The organism is Nonomuraea sp. CX421 (assembly GCF_059358955.1).
Window position 1 is genome coordinate 15,824 of the sequence record NZ_JCADBK010000005.1, and the last position, 17,037, is coordinate 32,860.

At 73.1% G+C, this 17,037-nt stretch carries 17 protein-coding genes; 10 read left to right on the forward strand and 7 right to left on the reverse strand.

The features are described 5' to 3' along the window. The first annotated feature begins 84 nt into the window (after positions 1-84). The 3 genes from AC5L3X_RS11375 to AC5L3X_RS11385 are packed head-to-tail and all read left to right on the forward strand — an operon-like array spanning position 85 to position 3,470. Positions 85-972 carry a dioxygenase family protein gene (locus AC5L3X_RS11375; protein WP_494856854.1) on the forward strand — a complete coding sequence of 296 codons (888 nt, stop codon included), beginning with the start codon at positions 85-87 and terminating at the stop codon, positions 970-972. Beyond that, positions 969-1,805, forward strand: a complete 837-nt coding sequence (locus AC5L3X_RS11380; RefSeq protein ID WP_494856856.1) for a fumarylacetoacetate hydrolase family protein — start codon at positions 969-971, stop codon at positions 1,803-1,805. The genes AC5L3X_RS11375 and AC5L3X_RS11380 overlap by 4 nt, the downstream gene beginning before the upstream one ends. Before the next feature lie 57 nt (positions 1,806-1,862). Then, positions 1,863-3,470 carry an FAD-dependent monooxygenase gene (locus AC5L3X_RS11385; protein WP_494856858.1) on the forward strand — a complete coding sequence of 536 codons (1,608 nt, stop codon included), beginning with the start codon at positions 1,863-1,865 and terminating at the stop codon, positions 3,468-3,470. 40 nt (positions 3,471-3,510) lie between these two features. On the opposite strand, the gene AC5L3X_RS11390 is transcribed toward AC5L3X_RS11385, so the two are convergent. Further along, positions 3,511-3,843 carry a hypothetical protein gene (locus AC5L3X_RS11390; protein WP_494856859.1) on the reverse strand — a complete coding sequence of 111 codons (333 nt, stop codon included), beginning with the start codon at positions 3,841-3,843 and terminating at the stop codon, positions 3,511-3,513. A 2-nt stretch (positions 3,844-3,845) separates the two neighbouring features. After that, positions 3,846-5,129 (reverse strand): S8 family peptidase, encoded by a 1,284-nt coding sequence (locus tag AC5L3X_RS11395; protein WP_494856860.1) that lies wholly within the window; start codon positions 5,127-5,129, stop codon positions 3,846-3,848. Positions 5,130-5,341: 212 nt separating this feature from the next. Here AC5L3X_RS11395 and AC5L3X_RS11400 point away from each other — a divergent pair, with 212 nt between their 5' ends. Genes AC5L3X_RS11400 through AC5L3X_RS11410 form a run of 3 tightly spaced genes read left to right on the forward strand, consistent with a single transcriptional unit; the run spans position 5,342 to position 8,874 of the window. Beyond that, positions 5,342-5,527 carry a hypothetical protein gene (locus AC5L3X_RS11400; RefSeq protein WP_494856862.1) on the forward strand — a complete coding sequence of 62 codons (186 nt, stop codon included), beginning with the start codon at positions 5,342-5,344 and terminating at the stop codon, positions 5,525-5,527. Between the two features lie 30 nt (positions 5,528-5,557). Further along, positions 5,558-5,878, forward strand: coding sequence for a CU044_2847 family protein (locus AC5L3X_RS11405; RefSeq protein ID WP_494856863.1), 321 nt, complete (start codon positions 5,558-5,560; stop codon positions 5,876-5,878). A gap of 29 nt (positions 5,879-5,907) precedes the next feature. After that, positions 5,908-8,874 carry a trypsin-like peptidase domain-containing protein gene (locus tag AC5L3X_RS11410; protein ID WP_494856864.1) on the forward strand — a complete coding sequence of 989 codons (2,967 nt, stop codon included), beginning with the start codon at positions 5,908-5,910 and terminating at the stop codon, positions 8,872-8,874. Between the two features lie 7 nt (positions 8,875-8,881). On the opposite strand, the gene AC5L3X_RS11415 is transcribed toward AC5L3X_RS11410, so the two are convergent. The 4 genes from AC5L3X_RS11415 to AC5L3X_RS11430 form a co-directional block, all read right to left on the reverse strand. Beyond that, positions 8,882-9,739, reverse strand: a complete 858-nt coding sequence (locus AC5L3X_RS11415; protein ID WP_494856866.1) for a universal stress protein — start codon at positions 9,737-9,739, stop codon at positions 8,882-8,884. Positions 9,740-9,773: 34 nt separating this feature from the next. Beyond that, entirely contained in the window at positions 9,774-10,280 is a 507-nt protein-coding gene (locus tag AC5L3X_RS11420; protein ID WP_494856867.1) for a nitroreductase/quinone reductase family protein, read from the reverse strand. Between the two features lie 117 nt (positions 10,281-10,397). Further along, positions 10,398-12,017 carry an ABC transporter permease gene (locus tag AC5L3X_RS11425; RefSeq protein WP_494856868.1) on the reverse strand — a complete coding sequence of 540 codons (1,620 nt, stop codon included), beginning with the start codon at positions 12,015-12,017 and terminating at the stop codon, positions 10,398-10,400. After that, complete coding sequence (locus AC5L3X_RS11430) at positions 12,014-12,934, reverse strand: ABC transporter ATP-binding protein (protein WP_494856869.1); 921 nt, start codon at positions 12,932-12,934, stop codon at positions 12,014-12,016. The genes AC5L3X_RS11425 and AC5L3X_RS11430 overlap by 4 nt, the downstream gene beginning before the upstream one ends. A 182-nt stretch (positions 12,935-13,116) precedes the next feature. On the opposite strand from AC5L3X_RS11430, the gene AC5L3X_RS11435 reads away from it, so the two are divergent. The 4 genes from AC5L3X_RS11435 (at position 13,117) to AC5L3X_RS11450 (ending at position 16,379) form a co-directional block, all read left to right on the forward strand. Beyond that, on the forward strand, positions 13,117-13,386 hold the full coding sequence (locus AC5L3X_RS11435; RefSeq protein WP_189123870.1) for a metal-sensitive transcriptional regulator: 270 nt from the start codon (positions 13,117-13,119) through the stop codon (positions 13,384-13,386). Positions 13,387-13,467: 81 nt separating this feature from the next. After that, the gene (locus AC5L3X_RS11440; protein WP_494856870.1) at positions 13,468-14,808 is read left to right on the forward strand and encodes a rhodanese-like domain-containing protein; all 1,341 of its coding nucleotides are present in this window, start codon (positions 13,468-13,470) and stop codon (positions 14,806-14,808) included. An 88-nt stretch (positions 14,809-14,896) separates the two neighbouring features. Further along, positions 14,897-15,445 (forward strand): rhodanese-like domain-containing protein, encoded by a 549-nt coding sequence (locus AC5L3X_RS11445; protein WP_494857227.1) that lies wholly within the window; start codon positions 14,897-14,899, stop codon positions 15,443-15,445. A 28-nt stretch (positions 15,446-15,473) separates the two neighbouring features. Next, positions 15,474-16,379, forward strand: coding sequence for a sulfite exporter TauE/SafE family protein (locus AC5L3X_RS11450; RefSeq protein WP_494856871.1), 906 nt, complete (start codon positions 15,474-15,476; stop codon positions 16,377-16,379). Here AC5L3X_RS11450 and AC5L3X_RS11455 read toward each other — a convergent pair. After that, positions 16,344-16,868 carry a hypothetical protein gene (locus AC5L3X_RS11455; RefSeq protein WP_494856872.1) on the reverse strand — a complete coding sequence of 175 codons (525 nt, stop codon included), beginning with the start codon at positions 16,866-16,868 and terminating at the stop codon, positions 16,344-16,346. The two genes, AC5L3X_RS11450 and AC5L3X_RS11455, sit on opposite strands and share 36 nt — an antisense overlap. Between the last annotated feature and the right edge of the window lie 169 nt (positions 16,869-17,037).

A 17,037-nucleotide genomic window follows, 5' to 3' on the forward strand; every position in this document is an offset into this window, starting at 1 on the left:
GCGAATCTACCAGATCACTGGCTCTCGCCCTGGTCTGACGCTACGCTCCAGGGTTTAATAAACCAGCGAAAGGTACGGGTGTTTATGCACGCGCCTGATGGCGACCCGCTGCTGCGGCAGGTGTTACGCGGGGTCAACGGATCCGACGAGCGGCTGAACGAGGTCGTCTCCTCGCTGATCACCCACCTGCACGCCTTCGTGGCCGACGTGCGCCCGACGGAGCACGAGTGGCTGGCCGGCCTGGCCTTCCTGGCCGAGACCGGGCAGCGGTGGTGCGGCCCGCACCGCGACGAGTTCATCCTGCTGTCGGACATGCTCGGCCTGACCACGGCGGTCGACGACGTGAACCACTCCGGCCCCGAGACGATGACGCCCTCGTCGGTGCAGGGCCCGTTCCACTCCCCCGCGCCGCCCCGCGAGCTTGGCGACTGGATCGCCCACGGCCCCGAGCGCGAGCGCGCGACCCCCGCCGTGGTGCACGGCCGGGTCCTCGACTGTGACGGCGCCCCGGTGCCCGGAGCCGTCGTCGACGTGTGGCAGGCCAACGACACCGGCCTGTACGACAGCCAGGACGACGCCCAGGAACCGGGCAACCTGCGCGCCCTGCTGACCGCCGGCCCCGACGGCGGCTACTGGTTCCGCACCGTCCGGCCCGCCAGCTATCCGGTGCCCACGGACGGCACCGCCGGCCGGCTGCTGAAGGCGATCGGCCGTCACCCGATGCGGCCCGCCCACGTGCACGTCCAGGTCACCGCCCCCGGCTACCGGCCGCTGACCACCCACGTGTTCCTGGCCGGCGACCCCTACCTGGACTCCGACGCGGCCTTCGCGGTCAAGCCCGAGCTGATCCGCCGGCCCGTGCGCCGGGAGTCCCCCGACGACCTGCGCCGCCGGCAGATGGACGGGCCGTTCGAGGAGATCGAGTTCGACCTGCGGATGGTGCCGCTCGGCTGGGCGGAGGAGCGGCCGTGAGGCTCGTCGGGGTGATCCTGCCCGGCGCCGGCCAGGTCCAGGTCGCCCGGCTCGACGACGACGGGGTCCGCCCGGTCGCGGAGGTGAGCACGTTCTGGTCGGACGCCGCCCGCTGGACCGCGCTGGCCGCCGCCTCCCCCGGTGACGCCGTACCGGCCGGGTCCGTGCGGTTCGTGCCGCCGGTTCCGCCGACGGCCCGGGTGATCTGCGTGGGCCTCAACTACCGGGCCCACGCCGCCGAGGGCTCGTTCACCGTACCGGATCATCCGACGCTGTTCGGGCGGTGGACCGCGTCGCTGAGCGTCGGCGGTGTGCCCGCGCCGGTCCCCGTGGACGAGGCCGGTCTCGACTGGGAGGGCGAGGTCGCCGCGTACGTCGGCGCGCCGCTGCGCGAGGTGGACGCCGACACCGCGCGGGCCGCCGTGCTGGGCTACTCCACGTTCAACGACCTCACCGCGCGCCGCGCCCAGAAGCTGACCACGCAGTGGACGCTCGGCAAGAACGGCGACCGCACTGGCCCCATGGGACCGATCGTGACCGCCGACGAGGTCGGCGACCTGCGTGACGGGCTGCGGGTGCGCACCCGCGTCAACGGCGCGCTGGTGCAGGACGGCGACACCAGGGACATGATCTTCGAGGTCGGCGAGGTGCTGTCGCTGATCAGCCGCACCCTCACGGTCAACCCCGGTGACGTCGTCGCGACCGGCACCCCCGAGGGCGTCGGGTACGTCCGCACCCCGCCCTGGCTGCTGGGCCCCGGCGACGTCGTCGAGGTCGACGTCGACCGCCTCGGTGTCCTGCGCACTCCCATCACCGGCCCCTCCGGCTCGTAGCGGCCCGCTTCCGGCCCTTCGAGCTCCTCAGCCCCTCAGGAAAGAAGCCCTCCAACTGTGACTGAACTCATCGAGACCGAGGTCGTGATCGTCGGTGGCGGCCCGGTCGGCCTGACGCTCGCCCACGAGCTCGGCTCACGCGGCGTCGCGTGCGAGCTCGTCGAGCCGCGGCCGGAGGCGGGCCAGGGCTCGCCTCGGTGCAAGCAGATCAACCCGAGGTCGATGGAGATCTTCCGCCGGCTCGGCGTGGCCGGGGCGATCCGCGACAACGCGCGGCTGCCGTTCGGCTGGTCCGACACGGCGGTGTTCTGCGCGAGCCTGACCGGGCACCGCATCGAGCGCTTCGACGGGATCTTCGGGCTGTCCGACATCCAGCGTGACGAGCTCGCCGAGCCGGCCCAGTGGTGCGGCCAGAACCGGGTGGAGGAGGCGCTGCGCGGCTGCCTGGACCGGCGTCCGACGGTCTCGGCCCACTGGGGCTGGACGGTGGACGGCCTCCGGCAGGACGCGGACGGCGTCACCGCCGAGGCGGTCGACGCCGGCGGGGCACGCCGGCGGATCAGCGGCCGCTACCTCGTCGGCGCCGACGGCGGGCGCAGCGTCGTCCGCCGCGAGCTGGGCATCCGGCTGTCCGGCCAGACCCACGAGGTCCGCAACGTGCAGGCCGTGTTCAGCGCGCCGGGCCTGTCACAGGCGCACCCGCACGGCCCGGCCGTGCAGTACTGGGTGGTCAATCCCGAGGTCAACGGCCTGATGGGGCCGCTCGACACCGAGGGCACCTGGTGGGCGATCATCATCGGCGCGCCCGAGGACCCGACCGCCGAGTGGGTGGAGCGGGCGCTGCACACGATGATCGGCGCCGCCCATCCGCTGGAGGTGCGGCTGCTGGACCCCTGGACGTCCCGCATGCTGGTGGCCGACGGCTACCGGCAGGGCCGCTGCTTCCTGGCCGGCGACGCCGCGCACCTCAACCCGCCGTGGGGCGGGTTCGGCGCCAACACCGGCATCGGCGACGCCGTCGACCTCGGCTGGAAGCTCGCCGCCGACCTGCGCGGCTGGGGCGGCGCCGGGCTGCTGGACAGCTACGAGACCGAGCGGCGGCCGATGGCGGTCCGGGCCATCGCCGAGGCGGCCAACAACATGCGCGTCCTCACCGGCGAGCTGGCCCGGCCCGCGCTCGACGAGGACACCGAGGAGGGCGGGCAGGCCCGGCTCAAGGCGGCCGAGCTGGTCAGGCGGACCAAGTCCAGCGAGACGTACACGCTGGGGTTCGTGCTCGGCGCCACCTACGCGGGGTCGCCGCTGGTCATGGCCGACGACGGTCCCGCCCCGGAGTCGCGTACCTCGGTCTACCGCCCGTCGGGCGCGCCGGGCGGGCGGCTGCCGCACGTGTGGCTGGGACGCGACCGCTCGCTCTACGACGAGCTGGGGCCGGGGTTCACGCTGGTCGAGGTCGCGGCAGAGCCGGCCGACGCGCGCTGGGAGAGCGCGGCCCGCGAGCGCGGCGTGCCGTTCGCCCGGCATCACCTGCACCGTCCCGACCTGACCGGCCTGTACGGCGCCCACTACCTGCTCGTCCGCCCCGACCAGCACATCGCCTGGCGCGGCGACGCCCCCGCCCCCGACGCGGGCGCGATCCTCGACCGGGCACGAGGCGCGAGCTGACCCCGCCCGGCCGTGGGGCCCGTCGTCAGGTGACCCGTCGTCAGGTGACCACTCGGTGTGGCCGCGAGAGCTGGACGCGGCGGACGTCCGCGCGGCCCGCGATCCGGTCGATCTGCGACCGCGTGAGCCGCGCGGAGACGACCGTGGCCAGCACGCGCGGCTCGACGTCGGCCGCGCCGAGCCGTTCCAGGTCGGCCACGATGCCGGACAGCACGTCACCCGTCGCCCTGGGCAGGTCGCCCGCGTCAGGGATCGCCGTCGCGGGGATGACGTGCTCGATCAGCACCGTGACCCGGGCCGGACCGGCGCCGGAGGACTCCGCCGCGAGCCGGTCCAGCTCGCGGAAGACGTCCTCGTCGACCTTCGCGCGCACGATCACACCCCCTTGCCGAGCCCGCCCATCAGCGCGCCGAGCGTGTTGACCAGACCATAACCGGTCTCGTTCGGCGCGAACGGCAGTGGCTCGGCGCTCATCTCCAGCAGCTTCTTGACCTGGGCCGGACTCGCTCCGGGGAAGCGCTCCAGCATCAGCGCGGCCAGCCCGGCGACGTGGGGCGCGGCCATGGAGGTGCCGCTGAGCGCCACGAATCCGCCGCCCAGCGCGCACGACGTGATGGCCTCACCCGGCGCCGCCAGGTCGGGCTTGGTGAGCCGGGTCGGCGACGCGGGGCTCAGCCGCCCCGAGCCGGGTCCGATGCTGGAGAACGCGGACAGCTGCTTGGCCTTGTCCACCGACGCCACCGTGATGACCCGCCTGGCCGCGCCGGGGTGCCGGATGTTCGACAGGCCGGGCGGGGCCAGAGTGCCCTCGTTGCCGGCGGCGACCACGACCGTGACGCCGAGCCGGGCCGCGTTGTCGGCCGCCTGGCACAGGATGCAGTCGGCGTTGTCGCAGTACCAGCCGTGGAAGTACTCGCTCCAGCCGAGGCTGAGGTTGACGACGTCCGCGTTGCGCCGGACGGCCTGCTCCAGCCCCGCGACGACGTTCGCCGGCTGGCCGAATCCGAACGAGGTGAGCACCTTGATGTCGATGATGCCGCTCTGGTAGGCCACGCCCTGGTAGACGGCGTCGTTGCCGGCGATGATGCCCGCCACGTGCGTGCCGTGCGCGCCGGGGACGATGCCCTCGCCGGAGGTGTCCACCTGCTCGACGACCTTGCCGGACAGGGCGGGGTGGTCACCGTCCACGCCCGAGTCGAGCACCGCGACCCGCACGCCGCGCCCGTTGACGGCGAACTCCTCGCGCCCGTCGGCCACCTCGATCTCCACGGCGCTCTCGTTGAGCGTGGTGACGGCGTCCATGCGTTCGAGCCGTACCACCTTGACCTCGTCGAGCTCGGCGACCCGCGCGATCTGGTCGGGGGTGAGCGTGGTGGTGACCGCGTTGGTGAGCGTGTGCCGCACCACCTCTCCCTCCGGCGCGAGGTCGCTCAGCCGGTCGAGGATCGCCTGCTGGCTCGGGCGGGTCCGGACGCGGAGCTCCTCCAGCGCGTCCTCTCCGCGCCGCCCGAGGCCACCGGCCTCGGTGGCGAGGACCGGTTCCTGGTGCGAGATCGTGACCCGGAACCGTTCGGCGCGGTCCACGTCGGCGGCCTGGCCGCCCTGCGCCGTGGCGCGCGTCTTCTCGTGCTCGATCGCCTCGATGAGACGTGGTTCCATCTTTCCCGTCAGCATCGCTCAGCCTTTCGCCTGGATCGCTGGGAACGGTCCAGACGCTACGGATCGGCGGCTCGGCGACGCATCAGGGCGGCTCCCGGGAAAGTCCCTAGGCCGGTGCGCGCGGGGACGGCCGGGATGCGGCAGAACACCGATCTCGCTGGCGTTCCGTCCTTCGGCGCACGACACTGGAAGCCATACAAAGGCGGTGACCCATGGAAGATCCCGACCTCCCGGCGCGCCCCGGCGACGAGGCGGCGCCCCCTCCGCGCAGGCGCGAGGCCTCCGCCATCGACGGTCGCCTGCCGCCGGACGTGCTGGCGCTGCTCGCCGCCCGGGACGATCTCGATCCGGAGAAGCGCACGGCGGTGGATGAGCAGGCCGGGTCACAGCCCGAATGATCGGCTGGTCTTCGAGCGGGTGGAGACGAAATGACGCGAACGCCAGTGGGCGACTCCGGTGAGCGGATCCTCGTCGAGTTCGGTCAGCGCGGTGGGTTACGGCAGGTGTCGCTGAGCGCTCCGGAGGCGATGGCCCGTTCGGCCGAGGCGGTGAACCAGGCGATGGACACCATCCACGGCATGGCCGAGCGCGTGCGTGACACCGTCGAGAAGCTCGCGGTGCGCCCCGACGGGGTTCAGGTGGAGTTCGGGATCAAGTTCGATGCCGAGGCCGGTGCCGTGATCGCCAAGGCCGGCGTCGAGGCGGCGGTCACCGTGACACTGACCTGGGGCCCGAGCGGCACGCCATGAGCGGGCCGGAAGGGGGAGACGCGCCCCGAGTGATCCTGCAGGACGTCAGGGAGTTCACCGTGCAGATCAGGGACCCCGAGGGGCAGAACGTCCTCGGCACCGGAGTGGTGATCTCCCGCACCGGCCTGATCGCCACCTGCGCCCACGTGGTGCGGGCGGGCGGGGTGGAGCCGCGGGCGAGCCGCGAGGCGCGGGTCCGCGTCTACTTCCCGTCGTCGGGCCGCAGGTCCGAGCCAGCCGAGTTGCGCGCCGCGTGGGTCATCGCGTGCTTCTCCGACAGCGACGACGACCTGGTGTGCCTGCAGGTGGACGGCCCGCTGCCGTTGCCCGTCGAGCGGGTGGCCGTGCTGGGAGCCGCGGGAGACTCCCACTGGCATGCCTTCCGCAGTTACGGGTATCGCCAGCTGGGCGGCTATTTCGGCGCCTGGGCGCGCGGCATCATCCTCGGCGAGGTGGAGGCCCCCGCTGACCGGCGGCTGCTGCTCGATCCCGTGCAGCTGGAGTCCAAGCACATCGACGCCGGCATGAGCGGCGCCGCCGTCCTGGACGTCGAGCGAAATCTGGTGGTCGGAGTCGTGGCGGAGACGTGGATCGCCGAGCTCGCCGGTAAGGACCGTGACACCGCCTGGGCCGTCAACGCCGGCCTGCTGGAGCTCTCACCGCTACGGGTCGACCTGCGGAGCGAGCCGCTGCCGCTGGTCAGGGCCGAGCCCGCGCACGTGCAGCCGGCGCTGATCGGCCGGGCGCGGCCACGACGGGCGGCGCGCCACATGGACTTCGCGCCGCTGCCCCTGCCCGAGTGGGTCGGGCGCGACAGCCATCTGCGAGAGCTGGACGAGCGCGCCCGCGACGACGAGGTGCTGGTGATCAGCCTCGTCGGCTTCGGCGGTGAGGGCAAGACCAGCATCGCCCGCCGCTGGATCGACCAGCTGAGCGCGTCGGCGCCCGAGGACGACCAGCTGAGTGTCTTCTGGTGGAGCTTCACCGAGCGCGCCAGCGCCGACGACTTCCTCGAGGCGGCGCTCGACTTCGTCAGCGGCGGCAGCATCTCCCCCGACGAACTGCCGGACGGACGGGCCAGGGCCGAGTGCGTGGCCGGGCTCCTCGGGCTGCACCGGTTCCTGTTCGTCCTGGACGGCTTCGAGGTGATGCAGCATCAGGAGGGCGACCACTACGGCTCCGTGACCAGCGCCGACCTCCGCGACTTCCTGACCTTCTTCGCGACACCGGACCACGCGTCGCTGTGCCTGATCACCACCCGCGCGCCGGTCTTCGACCTCATCCCGTACGTGACCCACCACCAGGTGGACGTGGAGCCGCTGGAGATCGAGCCGGGCAAGGAGCTGCTGCGCAAGCTCGGCATCTACGGCCCCGACGCCTCGATCGAGCAGGTGGTGCGCGACTGGGGCGGGCACGCGCTCACGCTCAGCCTGGTGGCGGCCTACCTGATGACGCGCCACGACGGCGACGTGCGGAGGGTGTCGTCGCTGCCCGCCCCCGATCCGAGCCTGCCCCGCGACGTGCTGGTCCGCCGGGTGCTGCGGGAGTACGACGCGTGCCTGTCCGAGGAGGAGCGGACGTTCCTCGTGCGCTACAGCGTCTTCCGCACGCCGGTCCCGGACGACGCGCTGCGCCGGGTCCTTCCGGACATTCCGTGGGAGGAGGGCGGCCACGAGTGGCGGCAGGCTCGCTCGGCCGTGTTCCGCCATCTCATCGCCGCCAGGATCGTCCGCCGCGACGCCTCGGGGCGGACGAGCATGCACCCGCTGGTGCGCGACTTCTTCGGCGGACAGGCGGCCGACGACGACGCCCGCCGCGCGCTGCACCGCAGGGCCATGGACTACTACCTGTCCGCGACGGCCGCCGTCGCGGCGGCGCGAACCCTCGAAGACCTCGCCGCCACCGTGGAGGCCGTCCACCACGCCTGCCGGGCGGGCGTCCACGACGACGCCTGCGACCTGGTCCACGAGCGGCTGTACGAGGGCGAACGCGGCCTCATCACCCGCGAGCTGGGCGCCTACGAGTCGGCGCTGACCGTCTTCGCCGACTTCTACCCTCGGGGCGAGCTCATGCGCCGGCCCCTGGTGCGGGACGGGGTCTCCCGGGGGTGGATCCAGCACGAGGTCGCCACCTGCCTGCAGATGCTGGGCCGGCTCCGCGAGGCGGCCGTCGCGACGCGCCGCGCCACGCAGGCGTTCCGGGCGGTCGGAGCCTGGCACGACGCCGCGGTGAGCTGCCAGAACATGGCGGAGCTGCATCTCAGCCTGGGCGCGCTGCCGTCCTGCGAGCCGATCGTGGACGAGACGTTCGAGCTCGCCCGCCGCGCCGGTGACGAGGAGGACGTGCTGGTCGCCGAGACCCTGCGCGGCGCGCTGGGCCACCTCCAAGGGCGCACGGAGATCGCGGGCGCGGCCTTCGCCGAGGCCCTTCGCATCGCGCGCGAGCACACCCCGATCCCCGCCCTCTACAGTTCGAGCGGCATCCGCTACGCCGACTATCTCCGTCACCTCGGCCGGGCCGACGAGGCCCGGCGGGTGCACGAGGTCAACCTCGACGTGTGCCGGGCGGCGGGCTGGCGGGGCGATGAGACCGGCTGCCTCGTGGGGCTCGGCGATCTCGCCCTCCAGGCCGGCGACGCCGACGGCGCCCGCCAGTGGTACGACCAGGCCTTCCGCATCGCCCGCGGCATCACCAGGCGCGACGTCCTCATCGGCGCCATGATGGGCCGCTCCCGCTGGGACCTCCGCTTCGGCAGGCCCGACACCGCCGTCCTCGGCGAGCTCAGACAGGCGCTCACCATGGCCATGGCCGGCGGCTACCGCATCGCGGAGATCGACGTGCGCCTGCTGGTCGCCGAGACGCACCACCGGCTGGGCGACATCGAGGCGGCCTGGGACTCGACGACCCGGGCCGAGCAGATGAGCCTGGAGATCGGCTACCACTGGGGGGCGCGGCGCGCCCAGGAGCTGACCGAGTGGCTGGACCAGGAAGCCTGAGGGCGCGTCAGGCGGGCACGACCGCAACCGGGCACGAGGCGTGCTCGGCCATCGCGCGGACGACCGTGCCCAGGCGGCCGTGGCGGTGCCGGGTGCGGTCCGCTCCGACGACCACGAGAGTCGCCCCGGCCGACGCCTCGCCCAGGACCTCCCCGGCCGCGCCGATGACGGCGCGCGCTTCGGTCAGGACCTCCGGATGTCTGTCACGCCACGGCGCCAGGCGCTCCTCCACCTGTTCCCGCCCGGCCTGGACGAACGCGTCGGTGTCGGGCAGCGGCGGAATCGGCATGCCCCACGACATGGTGGGCAGGCGCACGGCGTACACGGCCACCAGGCGCAACTGCCGCACGGCGGCCTCGCCGAAGGCGAACTCCAGCGCCTCGTCGGGCGTGGCCGGGCCCAGGCCCAGCACCACGGGGCCGGGGTTCACCGGCTGAGGGAGCGGGCCGGGGCCGCGCACCACGATCACCGGGGCGGTCGCGTGCGCCGCGACGTAGGCGGTGACGGAGCCGACCACCGACCGGGCCAGCGCCCCGAGGCCGCGGCAGCCGATCACCACCAGGTCGGCGCCGGCGGACAGCTCGACGAGGCGCTCACCGGGCGAGCCCTCGTACAGGTCGGTGGTGACGCGGGTGACCGTGCTGGACGAGCGCGCGCACTCGGCGCCGTGGCCGAGGACGTGCTCGGCGGCCTTGCGCAGATGCAGTTTGGCCTCCTCGGGCGCCTCTCCGTACGGCCAGCGCCACGCGTGGCTGAGCGTCAGCGGCAGCCCGCGCAGCTCGCACTCGTCGATCGCCCAGTCCAGGGCCTGCATGGAGAAGTCCGAGCCGTCGTAACCGAGGACGACTCCGCGTGGATCGGTCATGGTCAACACCTCAAATCCGGTTGCGACGGGGTGCTCACCCCGCTGCCTGGCGGGCGTTCACGACGCGGAACACCGGGATCCGCGCCGCGACCCGCTCGAAGTCCTCCAGCGGGGCGTGCCGGTCCACCGGGATGTGCGGGCGCGCCCCGGGTGCGACGGCCAGGTAACGCCGCAGGACGGGCGCGCGGAGGCCGGGTTCGACCTCTTCGAGACGTACCCGCTCACGGCGGCCGTGCCGCAGCACCACCCGCCCCTCGGCGGCCTGTACGTTCCGTACCCAGTTCGTGTCCGCACCGAGCATGGCGACGAGGTAGCGCTCGCCCTCGTGGTCGGCGACGACCACCGGGAAGGAGATGAGCTTGCCGGTGCGCCGGCCGGGCACCTCCAGGGTGGCCAGCCGGTCCGGCAGCACCACCCCGGTCGAGTGGAGGGCGGCCGAGATCCTGTTCAGCGCGCGGGCCAGCCCGTTGGGGTGGCCGCCCCGGTAGAGCCAGCGCGAGTAGCGGTGCAGGCCGTCGGTCACGGTGCCGTTCACGGTCACGCGCCCCCTCATGGGTCGTCGGGTCGGGCTGACCTCGTTCGCTGCCAGCATCGCAGCGGGGGCGCGGGTCCGGTACGGGCCAAGGTCCCCGCCGCCCGGGACTTTCGGGCCCGGCCGTCAGCGGGTGGCGCTCCGCCACCGGGTGACGGCGGCGATCGCCAGGACGCCCGCGACCGTCCAGCCCGCGAGCACGGCGAGGTCGGTCCACGGCCACGGCCGGCCCGCCGGGTCCAGCGCGGCGAGGAGGGCGAGGGCGGTGTGCTTGACCGGGAAGAGATCGCCGACCGCGCGTAGTCCGGCGGGCAGGGTCCCGCCGACCACGAACACCTCCGAGACGAACGCGAGCAGGAGGAACGAGCTCAACGTGACCGCGTTGGCCGTGGCCCCCTTGGAGACCAGCGTGGAGACCAGCGCGCCCAGCACCGAGAAGCAGGCGAACCCGAGCACGATCGCCACCAGCGCTCCGGGGAGCATGCCGGGGCGCACCTCCGCGCCGAAACCGAGCACCGCCACCGCGACCAGGGCGACGGCGGCGGCCAGGGTCACGCAGAGCCCGGTGGTCGCCGCGCCCGCGTAGTGGGCCCAGCGGGGCAGCGGCGTGCCGGCCAGTCTCTTGACGATTCCCCGGTCCTTGTCGGTGCTGATCGTCTCGGCCAGGTTGACGTAGCCGGCGATGCCGATCACGTAGGTGATCATGGATGCGATCATGAACTGCGCGAGCCGTACCCCTTGCGTCCGTACGTCGCCGAAGACCAGCGAGATCAGCACGAGGATCAACACCGGCAGGATCGCGGTGAAGAACGCGGTGGCCGGGTCGCGGCGCAGCCGTGAGAGCGCGTGCGCCACCTGACCCCGCACCAGCCGTCCAGGCGTCGGCCGTCCGTCCGGCGGCTCCGGGCGGGCCGTCCGCCCCGCGCGGACCGGGCGGACCGGGAGGACGGGACGGGTCGCCGGGCGGCTCGTGGCGACACGGTCCGGCGGCCGTTCCCACTGGAAGCGCCAGAGCGCCACGGCGGCGCCCGCGATCCCCCAGGCGGCGAGCACGGCCAGGTGGTCGCCATGGAACCCCGCCCCGGGCAGGAACGGGTTGAGATCGTCGCCCACGGCGTTGGCGAAGTGCCGCAACGGGAAGATCCAGCCGATCACGTCCAGCCAGCGTGGCAGCGGGGCGTTCTGCAGGAAGATGTCGGAGACGAAGGCCAGCGCGAGCAGCAGCCCGGTGCCGACCATCTGCACCGCCGTCCCGCGCACCAGCGCGGCCAGCGCGAAGCCGAGCGCGGCGAAGCACCCGGCTCCGACCAGCAGGGTCAGCACCAGGGCGGGCAGGGTCCGCCCCACCAGGCGCAGGTCGTAAAAGATCATCCCGGTGCCGAGCAGCAGCACGACGGCCACCATCGACACCACGAGCGCCGCCCCGACCAGACCGGAGATCACCGCCCAGGCCGGCACGGGGGTGCCGCGCAGCCGCTTCAGGTAGCCCCGGTCGCGTAGGTCGGCCAGGTGGATCGCGAGCGCGCCGAAGCACGCCTGGGCGATGCCGAACACCGCCAGCACCGGGATGACGAACTGCATCATCCGGACCCCCGACCGGGCCTCGATCACCGCGTTGCCCACACTCGCGCCCAGGATGACCATCATCATCATCGGCAGCGCGAGGGTGAAGACGGCGGCGATCGGAGCCCGGAAGAACGACACGGTCTCGTGCCGGACGAGGCCGAGCACCAGCCGCGCGTTCATGACCGCACCTGATCGGCGTGGCTCTCGCCGGTCAGCTCCAGGTAGACGTCCTCCAGGCTGGGCCGCGTCACCGTCAGGGAGTCGAGTTCCACTCCGCGTTCGAGGGCCCAGCCGGTGAGGGTGTGCATGTCGTGGGCGGGCCTGGAGGTCCGTACGGCGATGGCCGCGCCGTGCGCCTCGACCTCCCCGGCCAGGCCCGGCAGATCGGCGACCACGGTGCCCGGCGGCAGCCGGAAGGCGAGCACGCTGGCGTGGCCGCCGGAGACGCCGAGCGTCTCGGGCGTGCCGACGGCGATGAGCCTGCCCTCCTTGAGCACCGCCACCCGGTCGGCCAGGTGCTGGGCCTCGTCCATGTAGTGCGTGGTGAGCAGGATCGTGGTGCCCGACGAGCGCAGCCCGTCGACCAGTTCCCACGCCCGGTGCCGGGCCGACGGGTCGAACCCGGTGGTGGGCTCGTCCAGGAACAGCAGGTCCGGCCGGCCCACGAGCCCCAGCGCCAGGTCGAGCCGGCGGCGCTGGCCGCCCGAGAGGGTGCGCACCCGCGCGTTCCGCTTGTCCTTCAGCCCGACCTGCTCGATCACCTCGTCGGGGTCGCGGCCGTGGGGGTAGAACCCGGAGAACAGGCGTACCAATTCGGCGACGCTGAACTCGTCCTCGAAGCCGGCCTCCTGGAGCACGACGCCGATCCGCTCGCGATACTCACGGCCGCCGGTCGCCGGGTCGAACCCGAGCACCGACACCGTCCCGCCGTCGCGTCCCCGGTGCCCCTCCAGGATCTCCACCACCGTGGTCTTGCCGGCGCCGTTCGGCCCGAGCAGGGCGAACACCTCGCCGGGCTCGACGGTGAAGCTGACGCCGTCGACCGCCCGCACCGGGCCGTAGTGCTTGCTTAAGTCTTCGACGATGACCGCGGACATCACTTCACCTCGGCTTCGCTCTGTGCGGGAGGACTTCCCTCCGCTGAGGGAGCTCCTGGAGGGAGTTCGCCTCTCTCTCACTGTCTCTGTCCGCGGGCACGGGAGCCGGGGGCGAACGTCATCTCTGTCGCGGCGTTGGTCCCGGATTTGCCTCGGCATACCCCCCTGGGTATGGTGAAGCCATGGAACTGAACGAGGCCATGCTCGGCGACGCCGTGACGCGGCTCCGCCGCGCGCAGGGACAGCTCGCCGGGGTCATCTCGATGATCGAGGCGGGCGAGGACTGCACGAAGGTGCTCACCCAGCTGGCCGCCGTCTCCAAGGCGCTCGACCGGGCCGGCTTCAAGATCGTCGCGACCGGTCTGCGCCACTGCCAGAGCGCCCAGGATCGCGGCGAGCAGCCGCCGATGAGCGTGACCGAGCTGGAGAAACTGTTCCTGGCGCTCGCGTAGGCGGGCACGGGCGGGCGAGAGCCCGCCCACTTTTTTACCGATTCTATACCCCCGGGGGTATTCCCTGGGAAGGGGCGTTCCATGGATGTCATCTCTTTCCGCACCGACGGGCTGGGCGACCAGAGCCACCTGCTCGTCCACGAGGGCAGGGCGATCCTCGTCGACCCGCAACGCGACATCGACCGGTTCCTGAGCGCGGCCGAGGAGCGTGACCTGGAGCTCCGCTTCGTCCTGGAGACCCACCTGCACAACGACTACCTCTCCGGCGCCGAGCAGGCCGCGCTCCGCACCGGCGCGGAGCTGGTGCTGCCGGCGGCGGCCGCGGCGGCCTACCGGCATACGCCCGCCTACCACCTGGAGGACATCGAGGCCGGCGACGGGCTGACCATCCGGCCCATCCACACGCCCGGCCACACCCCCGAGCACACCAGCTACCTGGTGCTGGTGGACGGGGCGCCGGTCGCCGTCTTCTCCGGCGGCAGCCTGCTCGTGACGTCCGTCGGACGCCCCGACCTGCTGGGGCCCGAGCGGGCGCGGTCGCTGGCCAGGCTGCAGCACGACTCGCTGCGCCGGCTGGCGGCGCTCCCCCGGGAGGTGGGGCTGTTCCCCACCCACGGTGAGGGCTCGTTCTGCACCACGACCGGCGCCGGGCGGCACACCTCCACCATCGGCGACGAGCTGGACGGCAACCCGATGATCGGCATCGCCGGGGCCGACGAGTTCGCCGACCGGCTGCTCGCCACCCCGCTGCCCATCCCCGCCTTCTACCGCCACATGGGCCCGGCCAACACGCTGGGCGTGCCGCCCATGCCCCCCGTCACGGCCCCCGAGCTGTCACCCGACGACCTGCCGCCGGACGTCCAGGTGGTCGACATCCGCCCGCGCGCGGCCCAGGCGGCGGGCATGCTGCCGGGCTCGCTCGGCATCGAGCTCGACACCGACTTCGGCAGCTGGACCGGCTGGCTGGTGCCGCACGGGGCGCCGATCGCGCTGGTGGCCGAGCCCGGCCAGGACACCGCCGAGGCGATCACCCAGCTGGCCCGGATCGGCGTGGACACCGTGCGGGGGATCGTCCGCGATCCGGGTGACTCCGCCACCCAGCGCTTCGACCTGGTGGACCTGCCCGGCTTCCTGACCCGGCTCGCCCGGCCGTCGGCCCAGCTGCTCGACGTGCGCATGCCGTCGGAGCGGGAGGAGGTCCGGGTGGACGGCGCGATCGAGCGGTTCCTTCCCGACCTGGTCGCCGAGGGCCTGCCGGCCGAGCTCGACAAGGACCGGCCGGTGCTCGTGGCCTGCGCGACGGGCCGGCGGGCCACCGTGGCGGCCAGTGTGCTGGCCCGCGAGGGCTACCAGCCGGTCGCGCTGAACGGTGCGGGCATCGCCGAGGTCGCCGACGCCCTCCACGCACCCGACACCCCCTGACCACCACCCCTGGGGACATCCTTCCCCTGCTCTACGCGATACAGGAGATCTCACTGTGAACGGCACAACCCACATCGGCGTCGAGGCCATGCGCTCGCTCGTCGCCGCCAACCCCGACGTGCTCGTGGTCGACGTCCGCACCCCGGCGGAGTTCGGCACCGCGCACATCCCCGGCGCGCTCAACCTGCCGCTGGAGCAGGTCGACGCCCATCTACGCCGGATCGTCGCCGACGCCGGCGGCAGCATGGTGCTGATCTGCCAGTCCGGGGGGCGCGCCGCCCGGGCGCGGGAGGCGCTGGAAGGCGCGGGCCTGACCGATGTCGCCGTGCTCGACGGCGGCATGAACGCCTGGATGGCGGCCGGCGCCCCGGTCACCCGCGGAAAGCAGCGGTGGAGCCTGGAACGTCAGGTCCGCCTCACGGCGGGAGGCATCGTGCTCGCCTCGGTCGTGGCAGGCGCCTGGCTGCCCGCGGCGACGGTGGTGGCCGGCCTGGTCGGGGCCGGGCTGACCGTCGCGGCCCTCACCGACACCTGCGCCATGGGGATGCTGCTGGCCAGACTCCCCTACAACCGGCGCGGCGGCACCGACCTCGACGCCGTCATCGCCCGGCTGCGCCGGAACCCCGTCGAATCATGACCTCTATATACCCCCAGGGGTATAAGCCATGATGGCCGTAACCCTCGCCGCCGCCGTCGCGGTCGGCGTGACCCTGGGCCTGTTCGGCGGCGGCGGCTCGATCCTCACCGTGCCGCTGCTGATCTACCTGGCCGGGCTGCCGGCCAGGACGGCCATCGCGGTCTCCCTGTTCGTGGTGGCCGCCACCAGCCTCGCCGCCGCCGTCGGTCATGCCCGTGCCGGGCGGATCCGGTGGCGGACCGGGCTGATCTTCGGCCTGGCCGGCATGGCGGGCGCCTACGGGGGCGGCCTGCTCGGACCGCACCTGCCCGAGCCACTGCTCCTGGCCGGGTTCGCCGTCATGATGTCGGCCACCGCGATCGCCATGATCCGGGGCCGCCGTCCCCGGGAGCCCCGCCCGCCCGGCTCCGACCTGCCGCTCGCGCACGTGGTGCTGGAGGGCGTGGCGGTCGGGGTCGTCACCGGACTGGTCGGCGCCGGCGGCGGTTTCCTGGTGGTCCCGGCGCTGGTGCTGCTCGGCGGCCTGCCGATGGGCATCGCCGTGGGCACCTCGCTGCTGGTCATCGCGATGAAGTCGCTGGCCGGCCTGGCGGGCTACCTGCAGAGCGTCACGATCGACTGGACGCTGGCGCTGCCGGTGGCCGCCGCCGCCGTGGCGGGAGGACTGCTCGGCGGCGCGCTGGCCGGACGGATCGACGGCGACCGGTTGCGCCGCGCCTTCGGCTGGTTCGTGCTGATCATGGGCGTGTTCATGCTCGTCCAGCAGGCGCCCGCGCCACTCGGCGCCGCCCTGACCGTCGCCGCGGCCCTCGGCGGCCTGGCGGTCCTGGCCTGCCGGATCCTGACACGGCGAAACGCCCACCCCCCTCGCCTGGGGCGGGCGTTTCGAGCGTGCCTGCTACCGCAGGTACGGGGTGCGGCGGACGATCGGTAGGTTGCCCAGGCCGAGCGTGCGGCCGGCGTCGGACAGAGCCAGGCCGACCAGCACGATCGCGTAGATGATGTGGTCGTCCATGAAGGGGTTGGTGGTCAGGGGCAGCGCTGCCGCCCACATCATGAGCAGCAGGAGGGAGCCGGTGACGGCGGCGATCCGCAGGCCGACGCCGAGGATGAGCGCGGTGCCGATGCCGAGCAGGCCGATCATGAACAGCCAGTCCACCCAGGCCTGTCCCGCGAGGGAGCTGAAGAAGCCGCCGAGCGCGTTCTCACCGGTGCCCTTGAGGAAGCCGGTCGTCGGGCTGCCACCCGCGACCCAGGCCCGCTCGGCGGGAGTGGCGAATCCCCAGCCGAAGGTCTTGTCGAGGAACGCCCACAGGAAGATCCAGCCAAGCGAGATCCGGGTGATCGCCCAGACGTAGTCGGCGGGGCGGCGCGCCGTTGAGCCTGCGTCCACATTCATGGCGTGGCCGGAGGTGGTGGCCATGACGGCCCCCTTTCCATACGGAGTTGTCCTTCGCATCTCAATCACATCGTGTCCGGCGGCTCCGGTGCAGTGCCCTAGGCCCCGCACCGCCGGGACTTTCGCCCTTTACCCGACACGGGAGGAGTCCACTCCGTCAACGTTCGCCCAATTTAGGACTTCCGCTCCTAAG

Excerpts from the sequence above, each read along its gene's own strand:
- AC5L3X_RS11375 (WP_494856854.1), top strand. The coding sequence starts at position 85 with ATGCACGCGCCTGATGGCGACCCGCTGCTGCGGCAGGTGTTACGCGGG.
- AC5L3X_RS11395 (WP_494856860.1), bottom strand. The coding sequence starts at position 5,129 with ATGGAACCACGTCTCATCGAGGCGATCGAGCACGAGAAGACGCGCGCC.
- AC5L3X_RS11400 (WP_494856862.1), top strand. The coding sequence starts at position 5,342 with ATGGAAGATCCCGACCTCCCGGCGCGCCCCGGCGACGAGGCGGCGCCC.
- AC5L3X_RS11405 (WP_494856863.1), top strand. The coding sequence starts at position 5,558 with ATGACGCGAACGCCAGTGGGCGACTCCGGTGAGCGGATCCTCGTCGAG.
- AC5L3X_RS11415 (WP_494856866.1), bottom strand. The coding sequence starts at position 9,739 with ATGACCGATCCACGCGGAGTCGTCCTCGGTTACGACGGCTCGGACTTC.
- AC5L3X_RS11425 (WP_494856868.1), bottom strand. The coding sequence starts at position 12,017 with ATGAACGCGCGGCTGGTGCTCGGCCTCGTCCGGCACGAGACCGTGTCG.
- AC5L3X_RS11430 (WP_494856869.1), bottom strand. The coding sequence starts at position 12,934 with ATGTCCGCGGTCATCGTCGAAGACTTAAGCAAGCACTACGGCCCGGTG.
- AC5L3X_RS11435 (WP_189123870.1), top strand. The coding sequence starts at position 13,117 with ATGGAACTGAACGAGGCCATGCTCGGCGACGCCGTGACGCGGCTCCGC.
- AC5L3X_RS11440 (WP_494856870.1), top strand. The coding sequence starts at position 13,468 with ATGGATGTCATCTCTTTCCGCACCGACGGGCTGGGCGACCAGAGCCAC.
- AC5L3X_RS11445 (WP_494857227.1), top strand. The coding sequence starts at position 14,897 with ATGCGCTCGCTCGTCGCCGCCAACCCCGACGTGCTCGTGGTCGACGTC.
- AC5L3X_RS11450 (WP_494856871.1), top strand. The coding sequence starts at position 15,474 with ATGATGGCCGTAACCCTCGCCGCCGCCGTCGCGGTCGGCGTGACCCTG.
- AC5L3X_RS11455 (WP_494856872.1), bottom strand. The coding sequence starts at position 16,868 with ATGGCCACCACCTCCGGCCACGCCATGAATGTGGACGCAGGCTCAACG.